Consider the following 17,124-nt stretch of genomic DNA (forward strand, 5'->3'; position numbering starts at 1 on the left):
CTCTCAGTCGTCGGCGACGGTGGACTCTACAGACGGCGCGGCAGCGCCGACGTGGGAGAGAATTGCCTGTCCCATGTACTCACCGAGTTTCGGAGGGACTGCGTTACCGATCATCCGGCCCAGATTCGACACACCGACGTCCTCCCACTCGTCGTAGAAGTCGTAGTCTTCTGGGAATGTTTGAAGCAATGCTCCCTCAAGGATCGAGAGTGCCCGATTCTGGCCCGTATCGTAGTGTCCAAAGCGACCACTTCCGTAATTGTAGAACTGCGTCGTGATCGTCGGAGAGGGTTCGTCGGGCCGCATACGACTGTAGGGTGCCTTGTACGAGCGTCCGCTCGCTTTCCGGTGGCAGTCCGCGAGGAGGTGGTCGAGGCCTTCTTCTTCCCAGAGAGTCCAATCCCCACCGGGATCCATGTTATCGATACGTTCCAGGTTCTTTTTCGAGAGAGAACGTGCTCTATGCACGTCGTTCACGTCACTAACTTCTCCAGCTTCGATTGGTGGCAAGTGATCAATCGTGTCCTTGACCGTCGGGTAGTCGTCCTCGTTCTGAATCGGGGGATCGGGCAGAGAGAGGGGGCCCCGTTTGGACGCCATGACAACCCACCGCTTCCGCTTTTGTGGGATTCCGTATTCGGGACAATAGACGTTCTTATTATCGTCGCTGTTGACCTGATAACCTTGGGACTCGAGACTCTCAATGAATGCGTCGTAGACGCCATCCTCCTGTTTCACTTGGAGTACGTTTTCGGTGACGACTACGTCCGGTTCAACGTACTCTACGATCTGTGACACCTTGTTTAGCAACCCCCATTTTTGATGGTCCTCGTGGCCCTCTCCCTTCGAATGGCCCATCGTGGAGTATGGTTGACAAGGCGCGCATGCTGCGAGGACCTTTAGGTCCGCATCCCACGGATACATCTGTGCGATTGGTTCGGGATCCTGTGCTAACGCGCGGATGTCCGCTCGTACGTATTCGCCGTCTATGTTCTGTTCGTATGGGTGTTCACAGTCTCGGTCCTGATCGATCCCCGCAACGACCGAGATGCCGGCTTGCTGGAGGCCATAACTGAGTCCGCCGGCCCCGCAGAACAGATCCACTGCGGCTACCTTCATGACCCTCTTTCTTGCGTATCGTCACATAAGCGTTCGGCAACGACACCAACCCGACTACTTCCTACCGCGTGAAGAGTGACAGCACCTGATTAGGATCTCTGCTTGTTCCAACTGACCGGACTCCATCAACTCGTAACAGTAATACTAACTAGGTGGTCTTAGTTCCGTACGAACATACCGGTTTCTCACATGGATCAGGAGCAGATACAAATCAACGAAGCGGTTGAGTGGTTCTTCTTCAGTGGTGGACCAGGAGCGCCACGCTACGGCGACGATCCAACCAAACACGCCGTTGACCATGACTCCGAGGCGTTCGTTCGTGAGGTCCTCCAAAACGCAAACGATCAGGGCCTCCCGAATGGCGATCCAGTTGAAGTGGCGTTCCGTTTCGTCACGCTCACGGGTGATGAGAAAGAGGAGTTCCTTGACGGACTCGGCTGGGACGATGGACTCGGTGAACGGATGCGAGCAGTCGCAGACACCCATAATGGCCATCGTTACGAACGGGTCGTCGAACGAGTCAACGATCCCGATGCCGAGCTCCGACTCCTCATCGTCGAAGACAGAAACACGACCGGTTTGACTGGAAGCTGGGACGGAGATTCCAACTACGCCGCTTTGGTGCGCGACGAACTCTACAGCAGCAAGCAAGACGACACCGCAGGCGGCTCGTACGGCCTCGGTAAGTCCGTGCTCTGGACGTTCTCGGGCGCTTCGACAGTCGTCTTCAATTCGCACCTCGCGGGTGAGCGTGAGGACGACTCGCCCCGTCTTATCGCCCGTTCTAAGTTCCCCACACACCAACTCCAAGAAGACGATACGACGTACCAAGGTGCGGGGTGGCTCTGCCAGCCAACCGAGACTGACGACGGCCCCCGTCCCGAGTCCTTCTGGGGAGAGCGCGCGTCGCGGCTCGCAGAACAACTGCACGTGGAACGACCCGCTGTCAGTGGAACGAGCGCCATGGTCGTTGAGTTCCAAGACCCGACGCGGGACGAGCGACCGGACGTCGAAGACCTCGCACAGGAGTTCGTTGACGCCTCTGTCAAGTACTTCTGGCCAGCCATCTATCGGGGTGATCTCGAAATCACGGTTGAAACACCCGACGACACACTGACGGCCGACGTTGAGAGCGTTCCGGCGATTCGGCCGTTCGTTGAGGCTTACGAGGAGAGAACTACGGACGCTCAGACGTTGGTGAACCCCGGAGACGTTGCTGGACTCGATATCCCAGTCAATCTCCCGCCTCGTGCCGATGGAACCGAGACTCCCGACGGCTCGGTTCGGTTGTCGGCTCGCCTCGCATCCCCTGCAGACGACGATTCGTACCTGAATAACGTCGCTCTGTTCCGGGGAGCGGGGATGGTGGTTAAGTACTACGACCAGAGTCGTGTCGCCTACGGTGACCGGAACTTCTTCGGCGTAATAGCTGCTGGCGAAGCGCGGTTGGAAGGGACTCCCTCAGATAGTGATCGAGAGATCGACCGATTCCTGCGGTTCGCAGAACCGCCCGAGCACGACGAGTGGGAGTCCACTGAGAATCTCCGTGAGCAATACCAGCGTGGATTCCGGATGGCACTTGACGATATGTTTGGAACGCTGCGTGATGGCCTCCGTCACTTGATCTCGAAGGGCAGCAACGGTGACTCTCTCTCCGACAACGTTCTGAATCGGTTTCCGATCCACGGAAGCGGGAATCCCCGATCCACGGCATCGCCTGCCGACCCTGTCTTCGAAATAGACAGTTCGTCTCGCTTCGACGGCGACGCGTGGGAGATATCTGGTCGAATTAAAGTACTCCCAGAAGGGTTCGACGGGTGGAGTGCCGACATCTCACTCACCGGTGTTGGTGAGGACGGATCCCGTTATGAGGAAATCCCCATTGACTACGTTGAAGCCGATCAATCCAGCGTAACCGTGTCGTACGACGATGGATGTGTTCACCTCGTCGCCGATGAAGACGTCGATGAACTCTCGTTCTCAGGTCGTTCTCATTCCGACGAACCCGCTGACTTGGTACACGGTGATGTGGGTGCGACACAACTAGAGATACTCGCAGAGTTACAGACTCTTGAGGAGGATCAAGCGTGACCAGTCACTCTCAACGACACCGTACTACGACACTTCCGTTCAGCTACCGGGATAAGGGGATAGATTTCGATCTGGACTCGTTCACCGTTGATGACGGGGATCGAACAGCGCTCGAGCTGAATCCGTCACAGACAGAGATTGACCTCGCGTCGGCTGTGTCGTCGTCAGACAGTAGTGACGGGCCGGATTGGGATACGATTACTCTCCACGGGAAACTTCGCCTACCAGAGGAGACGGTACAGGCAGTCTTTCCAGAAGACGAACGGGCAGAACCGCCGGCCAAACTCTACGTCACTACTCGCTGTCACGAAACGATCTATCGTGACCGGGAGGTAATCTCCGAAGCTCCTACGACGCCCGGTGAATACGATGTCACGCTAGAAGTTCCGAAGAATACTGTCCGAGGGACCGTCGAACTGCGTCCGTATCTCGTTCGCACCGAGGCTCATCCGGGAGAAGAACCGAATGATTACGCCGACCAGAAGAACTTCCGCGTCGCCAGTGGGACGCTGTACTACGTCGTCGTTGACCGCCACGAAGAAGAAGAGCGAGCCGCCATTGATGGTGAGCGAGTCCGGTTCTCACAAAATGCTCACCTCCCAGATGGGAACAAGCTATACTACCTCGACTTCCGGAACGAGAGTCGTCCTAAATTGTGGATCAACGCCGATCACCCCCGTATTGCTGAGGTTCTACAGAGTAGAGGATCTGTCGGGGCCGAGGCTCGGATGCGTGACGTGATACTCGACCAGGTGAGCTACGGTGTGTGGGTACAACTGCTCGTTCGGGCTGGGAGTGCTGTAGACGTAGAGGGCGAGGTGGAACACGAGTGGCAGGAGATGGTGCTTCAGACGTTTGCTCGGAACCTCTACGATACTAATGACGTATCAGAAGCGACTCACCGTCTCAGGGACGACCTCTCTGACCCACAAACCCTACCCCACGTAATGCAGCGGATCGATAGCGAACTTCAGGAGTACATAGATCCCCGAGAGCAGCTGATCCATCTCATGGAGGAGGGTCTCCAGATCTAACGTGACCGAAACAGAACTACACCGACTGACCGAAGATGGACGCCGCCTCGTTGGTGAATCGTTCATGCAGGGCGAGGCGGCGATCACCGACGAACAACTGACCGAGTACGTCGAGCCCATACCGGGTCGTCCGACAGCCGATCTCGACAGGATCGACTCGGCGGTAGAGCAGGTGCTAAAGGAGTACCCCGAGTACGACACAGCTATAGACGGCGCACTCGCTGAAGAGATCCACCGTGGTCTCGACATCACGAGACGAACCGCCGGAGATCCAGGCCTCTGGCACTGGCTGGCAGTTGTGCGGTATCCCGATCTCGTCCGTCACCGTTGGGAGTATCGCTCCGAGGAGGCGATGAGAGAGAAGTTCCTTGGTGCGGGCTCTGACTTGTACTCGAACGCCATCCACCGGCTCTGGTGGATTGCGGAGCTCACTTCGCGCGGCGACGATTATTCGACGACTGACGCGGTCTTTGCCAACCAGACGATGGTCAACAAGGTGTTCGACCGCTGGTTCGCGCGCTACCAGCCCGCTGCACGAGCCATGTGTGACGAACTCGCAGACGAACCGTCGCGTGTCATAGACGAGACGACACGGCGGTTCAATCACGCACTGACGAACGTGCAGCTCGAAGGGCTGTCAGAGAACGAGGCACAAGAGATGATTAGACAGATTGTTGCTGAGTCTCGGTGATAACTCTCACTTAGCCTCAATAGTGAGAAAATCGTCTAAGGAGAGAATCTGTAACGCTGAGTCCGTATCGTAGCGACTCACTATTTGGTCGTTGATTCGCTCCGGTACGGACTTGTTTTCTGAGCCCAAAAAATTCGCAAAGGAGTCGGGGAGACCATCACCGCTCTCATCCGCACCACTATATTCTACAGCACCTCCTGCATCCTCGTCGCTTCCCAAGAGGTCTTCAGTGTCTTCGGTGAGGAATGTACCCGAGCCGCCGTTTCGGCTCCACGCGGCTGCATCACAGAGAACTCTGATATCGTCCTCGTTCTCAACGACACCACGTAGCAGGCCAACCAGCTGAGCGTCAACTCCATCAAGGGCCAGGATAGTGAGAACTCCGTCGGTTTCGAAGAGTTCCTCTCTCGCCTTCTCCAGCTGATTGATCAGCTCGTTCAATCGACGAACTACTTCAACATCGTTCATATCGGTGAGGTTGGAGTACAGGTCAATGACGTACCGAACGTCGTTCTTCTGGTGCAGGTCGGTGGGCTCGTACTCATCCAGATCATCCGTCGCGGCAAACTCTAGGAGTTCGCGGTGGATGTCTTGGTGCCGATCAGCTACCGAGACGAACTCGCGTTTGATGCGCTCACTGGCTACTCTGTCGAGAGTCGAGTCTTCGAAGAGTTTTCTTGCATCTGCCTCCCCTTCGACAGCGTAAGCGAACAACACGCAGGTATCGGTGAATACGTCCTCTACGTCCGCTGCGGGTACCATTTCACTCATTTCGACGCATCGCCTGAAGTGCGGCCGCGCGACCGATAGTTTCCACGTCGTCGTCGTGTTCTGGGTACTGATCTGAACTCGGAACTAGGCCTGCATCTACACACGACTGACTAACACCGTCGATATGTTTCTGTAGGTTGTCCTCCACAGAGAAGTGCTTCTGGGCAGACCACTTCCGCAAGGTCGGGGCGTTCGGGCCCTTCGCAGTCTCTTTCGACATCAAAAGGGTAGGATACTCCCAGATCCACTCGTTGTAGACCTGCTTCAGTTCTTCTAGCGCGGCCACCTGTGGCTCCGTGACTTCCGAAGCACGCGTCTGACTGAGGACGAGAAACGCGTCCTCTACTAGATTCGTAAACTCTCGGACTTCGTCGAGAGTCTGACTCAGGAAGTTGACACCTACTAAGCCGAGGTGGATTCTAGCAGCAGCACTCCCGACGTCCTCGTACTGCTCTGTCCCGAATACCGGAGAAGACCGATCTACTGAGAATTCCTGCCGAGCCGTTCGAACCTCCTCTAAGGCGGAATCAAGGTGCTTTCGGAGCGCCACGTTCCCTAGGTACAAGTCCCGATACTCCTCTGGCGCGTGCGACTCGTAGAATGCCGCAAGGAAGTCCAGATCGCTCGCGTACCACGAGTTCTGGTCTAAACTGGGTGTGAAGTCACTCCGTCGGTAGAAATCGACGATATCGCCGAAAGCCGCCGTGAATATGCCCGACTCGCGTGCGTCCGGTGTTGGCATCTGCGTGCTTGCCGGACCGATTGTTCCCGACTTCGGAGCTGCCGGCATCACGGCCCCGAACTTGTACCAGCTATACGTGACCGGGAACGTCTCGTCGCTACCGGTGAAGTGCTCAACCGCGAGGTACGTGTACTTCTGTCGCTTGATCCGAGTCCCGTACTCCCAGTTTAGGTCGGAGTGCTCTCTCACTGCCTGTTTCAGAGCAGTCTCGACTTTTTCGAGGACATTAGACTCGTTCGGTGGGGCGTCCGGATGCATTACCGTGTTACCTCGAGGATGGGCGTTTGAGTGTTCGACACGAAGTACGTGAGAGTAAGTGTACTAACACCAATTTGCTACTTGCATAAGTATCTTTCTGGCTCTGTTGAAACCATCAGAAACTGATATGAAGCGGGCGTTGAATACAGAGGATTAGTTCAGCACAATCAGCTCATTTGGTTCTGCTCTAAGCCCTGCACAATCTCAAACAACTCTTGGTTGTAGTCATCTCCATCGTCACCGTGATGGACTCGGTAGTGACAGTTTGGACAAAGCGCGATAACAGTATCTGGAGTATCTGAACCGCCGTTGCTCAGTTCATGGATATGATGAGCATGAAGGTACGGATCTCCCGTCTTACTGGTGAACGGAGCGGGATCGCCGCATCCTTCGCAGAATCCATTCGCTCTAGCTAACACATATCTCCTTATTTTCCGAGAGCGAGTGTACTCAGGCACCTTCTGAGTACTACTAGAAACTCTTTCAGGAACTTCTTCTACAGCACTTTTTTCTGCTTGCTCACGTAATCTTGAGATATCTTCTGAACCCTGTTCCTCATTGGTCTCTAATCCCTCATTTTCCACTTCTTGAACTATTGGTTCAGAATCGGGGTCGGATGATTCTCCTTCTAACACCTTCCCCATCGCAAAACTAGGTGTCACCTTCGTTATCTTCACTGACTGCGTCGTATCCAAATCTGCTCCAGGAACGTGGATTTCTTTATCACCATAGGAAGCGATTGGTGTACCCCCTAGCCCCTTCTGATTAATTTCCACTGTGATTGTCTCTCCAACGTTAATCCAATCAGGATCTTCAGGAGTAGGGTCAGGTTCATCTCTTTGAATGTCATTACCCCATTTATCTGGTTGATATACAGGTTTAGACGAGAAATGTGAAGGACACATCCGACTCATCTTCTTCTTATAGTTATCTTTCCGGTGTTTCTTACCCACACATTTTGCAAACCCATTAGTCAACATCTCAAATTCGATTTTGTTATAAAGAGTTGACTCCTTGACTGGCCCAACGTTAATTGAGCCTTCATTCGTGTTGATTATACCGTTCCCTGAACTGCTTATACGATCTACTCGTGCGCTGAATTTCTCCCCCTTTGCCGGGTGCTTCATTGAATATGTAAATCGTGTATTCAGGACGTAAATTCCACTCATATTTCCGAGGTATAATATTCAGACATCAAACATTTGGGCCCCTTCAAATGAGGAACATATATAAGAGAAGCCACTGGTGAGGATAAAGAGTCGAACTCTTTGAAAAGAGCGGCCACTGTTAGTCATTCGAAGAGTCCGAGCGGTTCAATCAAGTCGTGAGCGATCTCGCCGACTCATTGTGATGCATACGCGCCGTGAGTTCAGCAGAGGTTGCAAGAGTAGTAAGTAGCCTGTTAGTTAGCGATGATGCGCTTGCCGAAGTGCATCTGCGGTCGCTGTGCCGGAAATTCGGATGTATTTCTGGGCAGTAGCAAGATCGCTCCATCCCATCAATGCTTGAAGCGGGACTGGCGCAACTCCCTGATAGGCGTGATAGCTTGCAGCGGTTGCTCGTAAACAGTGTGGGTAGACACGTCCTCGAAGATCAGTAGACTCGACTGCTTCGTTCACCCGCCTATTGATCGTTGAGCGCGAATGTGGGCACGAATCGTAGCGATTGGCGAATCGTTCGATACACAATTCGAGACGTAACGACAGGTCGAAGGGGATCGCCCGTGCGGAGGAGACTGTCTTTGGATGCCACCGGGCCTCTTCTGCTTCAGCCTCTGTGAGGTCGTCACAGTGGTTTGCTTCTTGAACTGCTTGGCGACGACAGTACCCACAAGAACACGGCTCGTGCTGTGGAATTTGGAGAAGCTTCCGATCCCAGTCGAACCACTCGGTATTGAGGTGGGAAATCTCCCCTACTCACAATCCGAGCCGACCTGCTACCAGACAAATGAACCGCGCTTGGAAATCACGGGACTGGGTAACTCCGAACAGGCTTCGAGTAGCAACTCGAACTCTCGGTCGGTCAGTACATCTTCGTGAGAATGTCGAGTCGTTAACACTCGTTAATGTCGCTTCGCCCATATTGATGACTCAGAATGATGCTGTGTCATTACAGTCGGAAGTGTGCGCGGTTCCCAGAGAAACTATTCAAAACTGAGATTGTTTGGCGGTGCTAAATATAGAGGGTAAGTCCAACATGGTACCAGATTTTCTTCAGCCTACATTGGTCAAACTTCGTTAATTGAAACATAAGCAGTGATGAAATAGCGCCAATATGATGGTTCTTGGGCTGCTTGCTCCTTCTATGGGGGCGAGTGATTGGGCCGGTTCAATGGTGAAGAAAATGCACCGGGAGTACGGAGTAGATCAGGACCGGGCCCTGCAGATAACGAATCAAGTTCGGAAACTGGCAGCCAGCCCCGATATCAAGGCGCTGGAGGAAGCGGGCTTACTCAGCGAGGAGTTCGTCTCGGAACTAATCCAAGATCTGATTGCGCTGCTGAACGAACAAGACGAGAGAACGATAGAGGGGCGCTGGAACGCCCTTGCGAAGGATCGTGGGATCTATGATATCGTTGGGGCCGACGCGCTTCTCTATGATCCGGCGCATAACGGCCTCAATCCAGACAAAGAACTGGTTGCTGACAGCGGGGAATCTATTACAATACAAGAGGCGATGATTACCGCCTGGAGGGAGGAGATCCCAATTGAGGTAATCCCAGGAGGCTTTCGATTAGGAAACACTGAGTTCCGGACTGGAAATGGCAGCCAGACCACACTCTCGCAGCACGCAGATGAATTTGACCAAGACGGACTGCATGACCAACTCAGCCGGGACTTGCGAAGGAGCCGGCTCGTAGTCGATGGCGATCTGCTTGCTTTGGAAGACGTTGGTTTTTCCCCTAAAGCATCGCGCCAGGACTGTGTACTCGCTGTTGCGGCTACACGACGACATATTATTGAACACGGTGGTGCGTCACGTGATGATATCTTAGAAGCGCTGGTGCCTGAGAAAAATTACCCGCTTGGGATAAACGGGGCGCAGGCCAGAGCAAAGGGTTTCGAATATAAATTCCAGCAACAGTGGTGGGCGGATGTCGTTGCTCCCGGGTTACGTTCGCTTGCAGATATCCGGGAGCCGACCAACGATTCCGGGATGTGGCTGTCTAAGGAATCGATGACCGGAGGCTTTGATTCCGAAACAACGGTCGGAACCATCCTGGATGAGGGGTACCTATATGAAATTGCATACCGTGACGATAACGAAGAACAGCGTGTGGTTGGCTACCACGAGGAGATTAGACGGCCATCAGCAAAACCGCTCAAAGGGCCGCCTGTATTTCGGTTCCAACCAATTGTCGGGAATAGCCCGATCACCATTCGTCTTCCGGCGCTGCGTGAACTTCACCCGATTTCACTCGAACAGCTATCCGACCAGATCTGGACTTCCGCAATTGAAGAGTTGGTGTCGGTTGCGGATGAGAACGCAGAGCAAATCCCACTCAGGGATGTGGAGGTTGTTCTCGAAGCTGTTCAGAATGACCAAATTGAGGCCGTCACAGCACTGCAATTCATCGCTTCAGTCTTCGGGGAACGGGAAGACGTCCGCCAGACGGTTGCCGACGAATTGGAGGGTGAACTCCTCGCTCAATTAGATCTTCTGACCGATCAGGAACAAGCAGAGGAGATGGCAGAGTGTCTCGGAATTGTAGCTGAGGTGGCTCCGGCACGGGTGCTGGATGCGGTGCCAGCGATGGCGTCGGCAGCCGATTCAACGACCCTGGAGACTCGCCGTTGGCTGCTATATTCGCTCTCTAACATCGCCGACACATATCCCGAAGAACTCCTCCCGGCAGTCGAGATCTTGGTTGAGAGTATCGAGAAGTCCGACGAAAATCTACGGACAAATGCACTCTCCTCGCTCGGGAAAATTGCACAGGGCTACCCTGACGCAACCGGAGATATATCTGTTTCACTTGGTGAATTGCTTTCGAGCGACGATGCGTTGGTTCGTGCGAATGCTGCTGGTCTCCTGGGTGACATTGCGCAGACGAACCCCGACACCGTCATCGACCTTGCTCCAGAGCTGGCAGAGTCTCTTACTGCTGAAGACGAAGAAACCAGAGTACACGCCTCAATCACGTTAGTTCGTTCCGGCGAGGCTAACCCTGAAGCAGTCCGTGATGAACACGAACAGTTGACCGCAGCGCTCAGCGATTCAAATCCCACTGTACGAGCGAACGCTTGTACCTTGATCGGCAACGCCGACGTGCCGGTTTCAATTGACCAGTTACAGCTGCTCAAAGACGATCCTAATGAACGAGTTCGGGACCAAGCAGCGTGGGCGCTTGAGCGAATTTCCTGACTATCTCTTTTGGTCGCTGACAAGGAATGGTAGGGTAGCCACAGCGATAGAAAAGCCCCCTCAGGAATCACCAATACGCACCCCCATACCTTGATTTACAATGGCCGAAAACTTGTTGAGTCTCTGTCCTAATTGTCATCTGATATGGTTTTCAAGTGTAAGGAATGCCAACGTCACTTACCTGAATTTATGGAAACTAGCTACAGACAGTGTAATGAATGTACTGGAGAAACGATCAATAGTACTCGGGGCTCTAGAAACAATAGCGAGAAGCAGCCAGTTCAAGAAAAATCACCTACAGAAACCAGAAAAAAACTTTCGAACGGTGCTATCTCCAAACATGAGAAACCAGAGTTCAGTGCCGAGCCAGAAATTGTGGAGATAGAAACTACTTCTCCAGATACATCCACCGGTTTCTCCAAAGACAGCAAAGAGAAGGAAAAGAAACCATCAATCAGTCAAGCAAGTCGGCAGCCATCCACAGAACCCTCTGCACAGATCTATTTTCAGACAGACGTACCGGAACAGTTCACTGATCTTGATTCCTGTGATGTCTTTGCAATGGGTAGATACGATAGCGATTCTTGGGAAAATCACAAGTTCTCAAAGAAGGTGTTAGAGTACTGTAAAGAGGATAACCTCGACGAGAAGGACTTTTTTGCTAAGCAACTATCTGGATTCTTTGAGAGTCGCTTCGAAGGCGAAATAGACCCTGATATCATTACTGTCTATCCAGGGCATGACGGCGATATCTCTGACGGGTTGGTGGCCTTAGCTAACCACCTTGAATCGGAGTATGCCGTCGAGTATCAACAGTTACTAAGACGAACTGAACCCCGTCCATCACAGAAGGACCAAGGACGTAAAGAGCGGTGGGAGAATCAATACGATAGTATTGATGTTGATGGTAATCTAAGCGGTCAAATCGTGCTTTTGCTCGACGATATCATCACATCAGGAGCGTCGGTCACTATTGGGAAGAATGAGCTCACTGCTGCAGGAGCCGAGACCGTGATAGCAACCTGTTTAGGTGCCACCAAGAATAGGTACGGTCAAATGGTCAAAATACTCACTGCGGATACTCATTCGGTCGGAAGTGTGATCTCCAATGAGTAATCTCACGGATGCGGACCGAGCAAAGCTTCTTGCACTAACTGAACTATCGGGTATTGGTGACAAGAGAGCACTCAAACTCGTTGAAATCGCTGGTGGAATCGATGCTGTCTATGAATCGTCGATCAATACGTTCACAGATCTTCATTATGTGAACGAGAGTACGTACGAGGGACTCCAAAACTTAGATGACAAAATCCACCAGTACGTTAAGCGGATCAAAGATGCGCGTGAGTCCGGTATATCGTTGGTGACTCCACTCGACGACCAGTATCCTGACCGGTTACGGGAGCATCATTCCCCATTAAAACTCTTCCTTAGAGGAAACGAGGACCTTCTCAATAGTCCCATGATGTCGTTTGCTGGCTCCCGAGATGCTAATGACGAAGCATTGGAGTGGACAAAAGATGTCTCCACTTCTCTCGTTGACGAGGGGTATTGTATTGTGAGTGGGGGAGCGTTTGGCGTGGATGTAACCGCTCATCGAGCAGCGCTTGACGCCGGGGGGAATACAATTATTGCTTCTCCAAGCGGCCATGACAATCCATATCCGAAGGCTCACGAGGACTTATTCAAACAGATTGAGGAAAATGGATTAGTGATATCACATAGGTTCCCTGACCAAAAACCAGCCCGGGGTGGTTTCCTTTATCGCAACAAGACAAATTCTGCTCTTGGGAATGCAATTGTAATCGCAGCTGCGAGTGATGATGGGGGTTCAATGGCACAATTCGAAACTGCATCCGATCAGGGTAGAGAGGTGTTCGTTCCCGCTAAGGAAATAAGCGCTGAACCAAACGACGGCCTGGCCAAAATGCAGGATGCTGATAACGTTACAATGGCTGGGACTGCAAAGACTATTCTTCAGAAAAGGAACTCAACGGAGGGTCAGAGTTCATTGGACGATTGGTAGAGACTGCGAACTGACTGCTAGGACTCCTACCAGTTTCATATAATGTTTGTAGCGCCGTGAAAGATAATGGTATTGGGATGAGCGTCACCATTATTGTGGTTGAGATGAAACGGTCGGCGGATGCAGCCCGGTGACCCGTTTTGGACGGAGAAAGTCGAGGAGTCTGATATTGCACAGGATCCCCTAGCAATGACACGGGTCACAAACCGACTCCTCGGAGATCTGCTACCCGGTATCACCACGATAACCCCACGCGCTCGTTACATCGCACATCACACGTGGGCAGTCTGGGATACCGAACAACGCGAGGATCCCGAAACGAGGGCTGAGTTTTTTGAGGAGATTTACCGGCGTGAACGCGTGTTAATGCTAGCATCAGTCCAGCACCGCCAGTCCAGTGAAGATAAGCCCCGGAATCACACCAATATCGTCGGGATCAGCACCGGCACGACGGTGCTTGATTCGGACAGCGACCCGATACAACTGGATTTCCGATTCATCCGGGATCGCGCAGGGAGTTACGGACAGGCCTACACCGGCCCGATGCAAACCATGGGGCTCACCGCAGCAGACGAGGGTGATCCGTATAGAACAGTCACCAAGCGTGGAGAGGAGTTAGCCGAAATCTACGACGACCTCATGGACTCACTCGACATCCGGGAGATACTCACACAAGACTCAATTTCGAGGGAGACGCTCCGCAGGATTGCCCCGAAGCTCTGTCTATGTAGCGTCTGTACACCAGACGCACCGGACCGATCCCCGTTGCGAGACATCTATATCCCACAGACCATCGATCCCGAATGGCCCCGAGATAAGTTCTGTGCCCAGAGTCTACAGTTACTTCTCAACCTTGCCGACCACGTTGACGACGCGGCGGCATTTACATCAACAGCATTCGTTAATGCCTACTATTACGGCACTGTCGACACCCCTGACGGCCTCCAAGCAATTACGGTCCCTTCTCACCTCGCTTCACAGGCTGCGCGATGGCAAGCCCTGCGAGCCCACGATTACTTCGGGTATGCTGCCGAGGCTGTTTTAGAAAGTTGGCTTGCGTTTCTCGACGCCCAACCACAGACGGACGCGACAATCGACCAGTTCAAAGATCACGTCACCGCCAACGCGGTGTACGACCAGATCAGCACCATCCTAGACCAAGATGTGACACGCGACACCTCACTTGAAACCATCCTGACAGCCCTCTGGCCAGATACCGACGCATCGGTACTCACCGGCGACACACCCGGTACTGTTCCTCCAATGCAACACCCTCGGAGAGAACACGCGTTCGACTCCCGTCTCCAGCAGGCACTCGAAACCCGTGCTTGGGAAGATGTCCATGCCGCCTGGCCAGGGTTGATCCTGAGCATCATCCTCCGCTTTGCACAGGCAACCGGCGAAACCGTGGAAGGCTGGCAGTGGCTTCGGTCTCATACAGAGACTGATCTAACCCCTGTTCGGTTGTACGACGACGTACGAACACACCTTGCGGAGGACCGCACCGTAGCAGAGTTCATGACCTGGTTCATCCAGAACTACGTAATCATGCGTGCCGAGGAAGTCCGGCAGCAGAAAGAACACGGTACCTCAACGCAGTTCCGCGGGTGGTTCCAACGACAAGACACCGGGTGGGAAAAAATAAAAGACCACACAGCCAGGCACTGGTCAGCACGGTTCAACAGCGCAGTCAGCATTTTACGCGATCTCGCGCTCCTCAACCCCGATCCAGACTCAGACACAGTGGCGCTGACACCTACTGGTCGAGATGTCTTTGAACGCGACCATACGGAGACCACCGATGCCCCGTAACACACTGAACCCCTTGGAAACGATCCGACAAGCGGACGAATACTCCAGTGCAATCCTCGGCACCTACCAACTCGACGGCGAGTTCTTTGAAAACGACGTCCTCCCCAGTATCCAAACCCTCGGAGTGAACCACACGGTCGTCCTCACTGACACCAACGAATACCGAACGACGGACACACTCACCCACGCCGGCACCCAGTATTATCTCGATCACGTTCGGTGTCCAGGTGCCTTCCACCCCAAATTTGTTTTACTTCTTGGTCATCGACGCGGCCTCTGCCTCCTCGGAAGCGGGAACCTTACCGCCGCCGGGTGGCAACGAAACGCCGAACTCGCAACTACCCTCACCTACACCGCAGACGAGGCCGCTACGAGCGAAGATAGTGACGCGACGCCTACAGCTGACGACCCAGTCAATGCCGCGTTCACACAACTTGTCGAATTCATCCACGGGATTATGACGACTGACCGGGTCCCAAGCGAAAAAACCAGAACTGCAGTCACGGAAGCCCTACGCGATGCACCCTGGCTGTCACACACAACGGCCTCAAGCGCCAGCGACTCCCTGCAACTACTCCACAACCTACAGCGGCCACTCCTGGATCAAGTCTTCGACCAGATCCCCCAAGAAGACATCCACGACATCGAAGTCATCTCCCCGTTTTTCAGCGGCACAGACACACAAGTCCTAACTGACCTCTGTCGCGCCACTCCCGACCAGCTCACACTAAACATCCAACCGGACCGCGTCCAAGGCTTTGACGCCGACGCACTCACCACAACAGTCCCCGCCGACACGGACGTGACAGTCAATGCAGTCACCGCCGGTGACGATACAAACCGATACCTCCACGCGAAACTCTTTGTCTTCCGCGGGACCGATGACGTCTGGACGTTATACGGCAGTCCGAACCTGACGACTCCGGCACTAGCAAACTCGGCTGCAGCCGGGAACATCGAACTCGCAGTGCTCCGGCACGAACCAATCCCCGGGTACTTTGAATACCTCCTCGACACCAGTCTCCTTCAGCGCTCCCCAATCACCCCCGGGTCAGTCACTCACCGAACGTACGATCCGACCGACACCGACACCGAAGCAACCCTCTCCCTTACAGGAGCAACTCTCCAGACAGACGGTGACCTCGTACTCACCATCGACACTCTCTCCGATGAGATAGTGACTATCACGGTTCATCTGTGCCACCCACGTAACGACGAGACACTAGACTTAGATGTCACTGTAAAGCACGTCGAAGACGGGACCATCCACGTGAGTGATGAGCGGATCGTTGCATTCCATGACAGCGCAACACAGGTCTGGATCACCGTTCACACCGATGACGAAACCCTCCGCACAGATCGCCGCTGGATCGCCAGTCACACGCTTATGGCTCAACCCCGAACCAGCGAAATCAAACAAATCAAAGACTCACACGGTCGCTCTGGACTAGTCAACCTCCTTAACCGTATGGAAGGGTTGGACGTCATATACCACTTCCTCGACGACTTAGACATCGGATCAGACGATATCAACCCGTCAATTCCCGGCGGTACTGGGACTAATGGAGGAGACGACGATCCGGGGGGTTCCGGGATGGACGACCGAAACCTCCCGGAATTCAGCGATCTGCTTGAAGAAAAAGTAGACGCGTTTCATAATCGGCTGGAAACAAAAGTAGCCGAGCCAAAAGGCGACGACACGTGGGCCAACAAGTTTGACCAGATCCTCAATCTATTCATCGGCGGAGCTAAGCTCACCCTCTGGTGGACCGAACGCGACCCGGACGCCAGCCTCCACCTTCGATATATCCGACTCGGCATGGACAAGCTTTCACAATTTCTCACACGGACTCGCGGCGTAACCGAAATCCAAGACGTTGAGCGCGACCGGCACCTACTTGAACACGTCGCAATCATCGCCTACCATGTCAACGATCTTCTCGTCAGAACCAATCGAACAGATGGAGCTGACGCTACCGTATATAAAGTGTTCCAGCGGACGATCCGCTCAACGCTACAAACCTGTGCCGTGTCCCGATCTGATCCCATCCCTGATACTGAATCATTAGCCGATTGTTTAGAAGAATACGACGGAATCAAAGACCGACCACCATCCCCGAAACGAGTGCAAGCGTTCTGTAAGCAGTTTCTCAGTGAGAAATGAAGCCATTCGAAATAGACTCTGAATTCTGTGATACTGTGGTGTTTGGACGCT

At 53.5% G+C, this 17,124-nt stretch carries 13 protein-coding genes; 8 read left to right on the top strand and 5 right to left on the bottom strand.

Features of this window, described 5'->3' with window-relative positions:
- Nucleotides 1-3 precede the first annotated feature (3 nt).
- On the bottom strand, nt 4-1,119 hold the full coding sequence (locus NDO75_RS05060) for a DNA cytosine methyltransferase (RefSeq protein ID WP_310905002.1): 1,116 nt from the start codon (nt 1,117-1,119) through the stop codon (nt 4-6).
- Nucleotides 1,120-1,308: 189 nt separating this feature from the next.
- On the opposite strand from NDO75_RS05060, the gene NDO75_RS05065 reads away from it, so the two are divergent.
- From NDO75_RS05065 to NDO75_RS05075, 3 genes are all read left to right on the top strand, one after another.
- On the top strand, nt 1,309-3,210 hold the full coding sequence (locus NDO75_RS05065; protein ID WP_310905003.1) for a hypothetical protein: 1,902 nt from the start codon (nt 1,309-1,311) through the stop codon (nt 3,208-3,210).
- Nucleotides 3,207-4,244: a hypothetical protein gene (locus tag NDO75_RS05070; RefSeq protein WP_310905004.1), complete on the top strand. Its 1,038-nt coding sequence runs from the start codon at nt 3,207-3,209 to the stop codon at nt 4,242-4,244. The genes NDO75_RS05065 and NDO75_RS05070 overlap by 4 nt, the downstream gene beginning before the upstream one ends.
- A gap of 64 nt (nt 4,245-4,308) precedes the next feature.
- Nucleotides 4,309-4,935 carry a DUF6339 family protein gene (locus NDO75_RS05075; RefSeq protein ID WP_310905005.1) on the top strand — a complete coding sequence of 209 codons (627 nt, stop codon included), beginning with the start codon at nt 4,309-4,311 and terminating at the stop codon, nt 4,933-4,935.
- Between the two features lie 6 nt (nt 4,936-4,941).
- On the opposite strand, the gene NDO75_RS05080 is transcribed toward NDO75_RS05075, so the two are convergent.
- From NDO75_RS05080 to NDO75_RS27715, 4 genes are all read right to left on the bottom strand, one after another.
- Nucleotides 4,942-5,706, bottom strand: coding sequence for a hypothetical protein (locus NDO75_RS05080; RefSeq protein WP_310905006.1), 765 nt, complete (start codon nt 5,704-5,706; stop codon nt 4,942-4,944).
- Entirely contained in the window at nt 5,699-6,706 is a 1,008-nt protein-coding gene (locus tag NDO75_RS05085; RefSeq protein ID WP_310905007.1) for a hypothetical protein, read from the bottom strand. The genes NDO75_RS05080 and NDO75_RS05085 overlap by 8 nt, the downstream gene beginning before the upstream one ends.
- A gap of 167 nt (nt 6,707-6,873) precedes the next feature.
- Nucleotides 6,874-7,875, bottom strand: coding sequence for an HNH endonuclease (locus NDO75_RS05090; RefSeq protein WP_310905008.1), 1,002 nt, complete (start codon nt 7,873-7,875; stop codon nt 6,874-6,876).
- A gap of 237 nt (nt 7,876-8,112) precedes the next feature.
- On the bottom strand, nt 8,113-8,394 hold the full coding sequence (locus NDO75_RS27715) for a site-specific integrase (RefSeq protein WP_345784886.1): 282 nt from the start codon (nt 8,392-8,394) through the stop codon (nt 8,113-8,115).
- Nucleotides 8,395-8,983: 589 nt separating this feature from the next.
- Between NDO75_RS27715 and NDO75_RS05095 the strand changes: the two genes are divergently transcribed.
- From NDO75_RS05095 to NDO75_RS05115, 5 genes are all read left to right on the top strand, one after another.
- On the top strand, nt 8,984-11,071 hold the full coding sequence (locus tag NDO75_RS05095; protein ID WP_310905009.1) for a HEAT repeat domain-containing protein: 2,088 nt from the start codon (nt 8,984-8,986) through the stop codon (nt 11,069-11,071).
- Nucleotides 11,072-11,215: 144 nt separating this feature from the next.
- Entirely contained in the window at nt 11,216-12,187 is a 972-nt protein-coding gene (locus NDO75_RS05100; RefSeq protein WP_310905010.1) for a hypothetical protein, read from the top strand.
- Nucleotides 12,180-13,097, top strand: a complete 918-nt coding sequence (locus tag NDO75_RS05105) for a DNA-processing protein DprA (protein ID WP_310905011.1) — start codon at nt 12,180-12,182, stop codon at nt 13,095-13,097. Before NDO75_RS05100 ends, NDO75_RS05105 begins: the two co-directional genes overlap by 8 nt.
- Before the next feature lie 120 nt (nt 13,098-13,217).
- A complete protein-coding gene (locus NDO75_RS05110; protein WP_310905012.1) occupies nt 13,218-14,909 on the top strand; it encodes a hypothetical protein in 1,692 nt (563 codons plus the stop codon).
- Complete coding sequence (locus NDO75_RS05115; protein WP_310905013.1) at nt 14,899-17,073, top strand: hypothetical protein; 2,175 nt, start codon at nt 14,899-14,901, stop codon at nt 17,071-17,073. Before NDO75_RS05110 ends, NDO75_RS05115 begins: the two co-directional genes overlap by 11 nt.
- The last annotated feature ends 51 nt before the right edge of the window (nt 17,074-17,124 follow it).

Source organism: Natrinema sp. 1APR25-10V2, from assembly GCF_031626495.1.
Classification (GTDB): Archaea; Halobacteriota; Halobacteria; order Halobacteriales; family Natrialbaceae; genus Natrinema.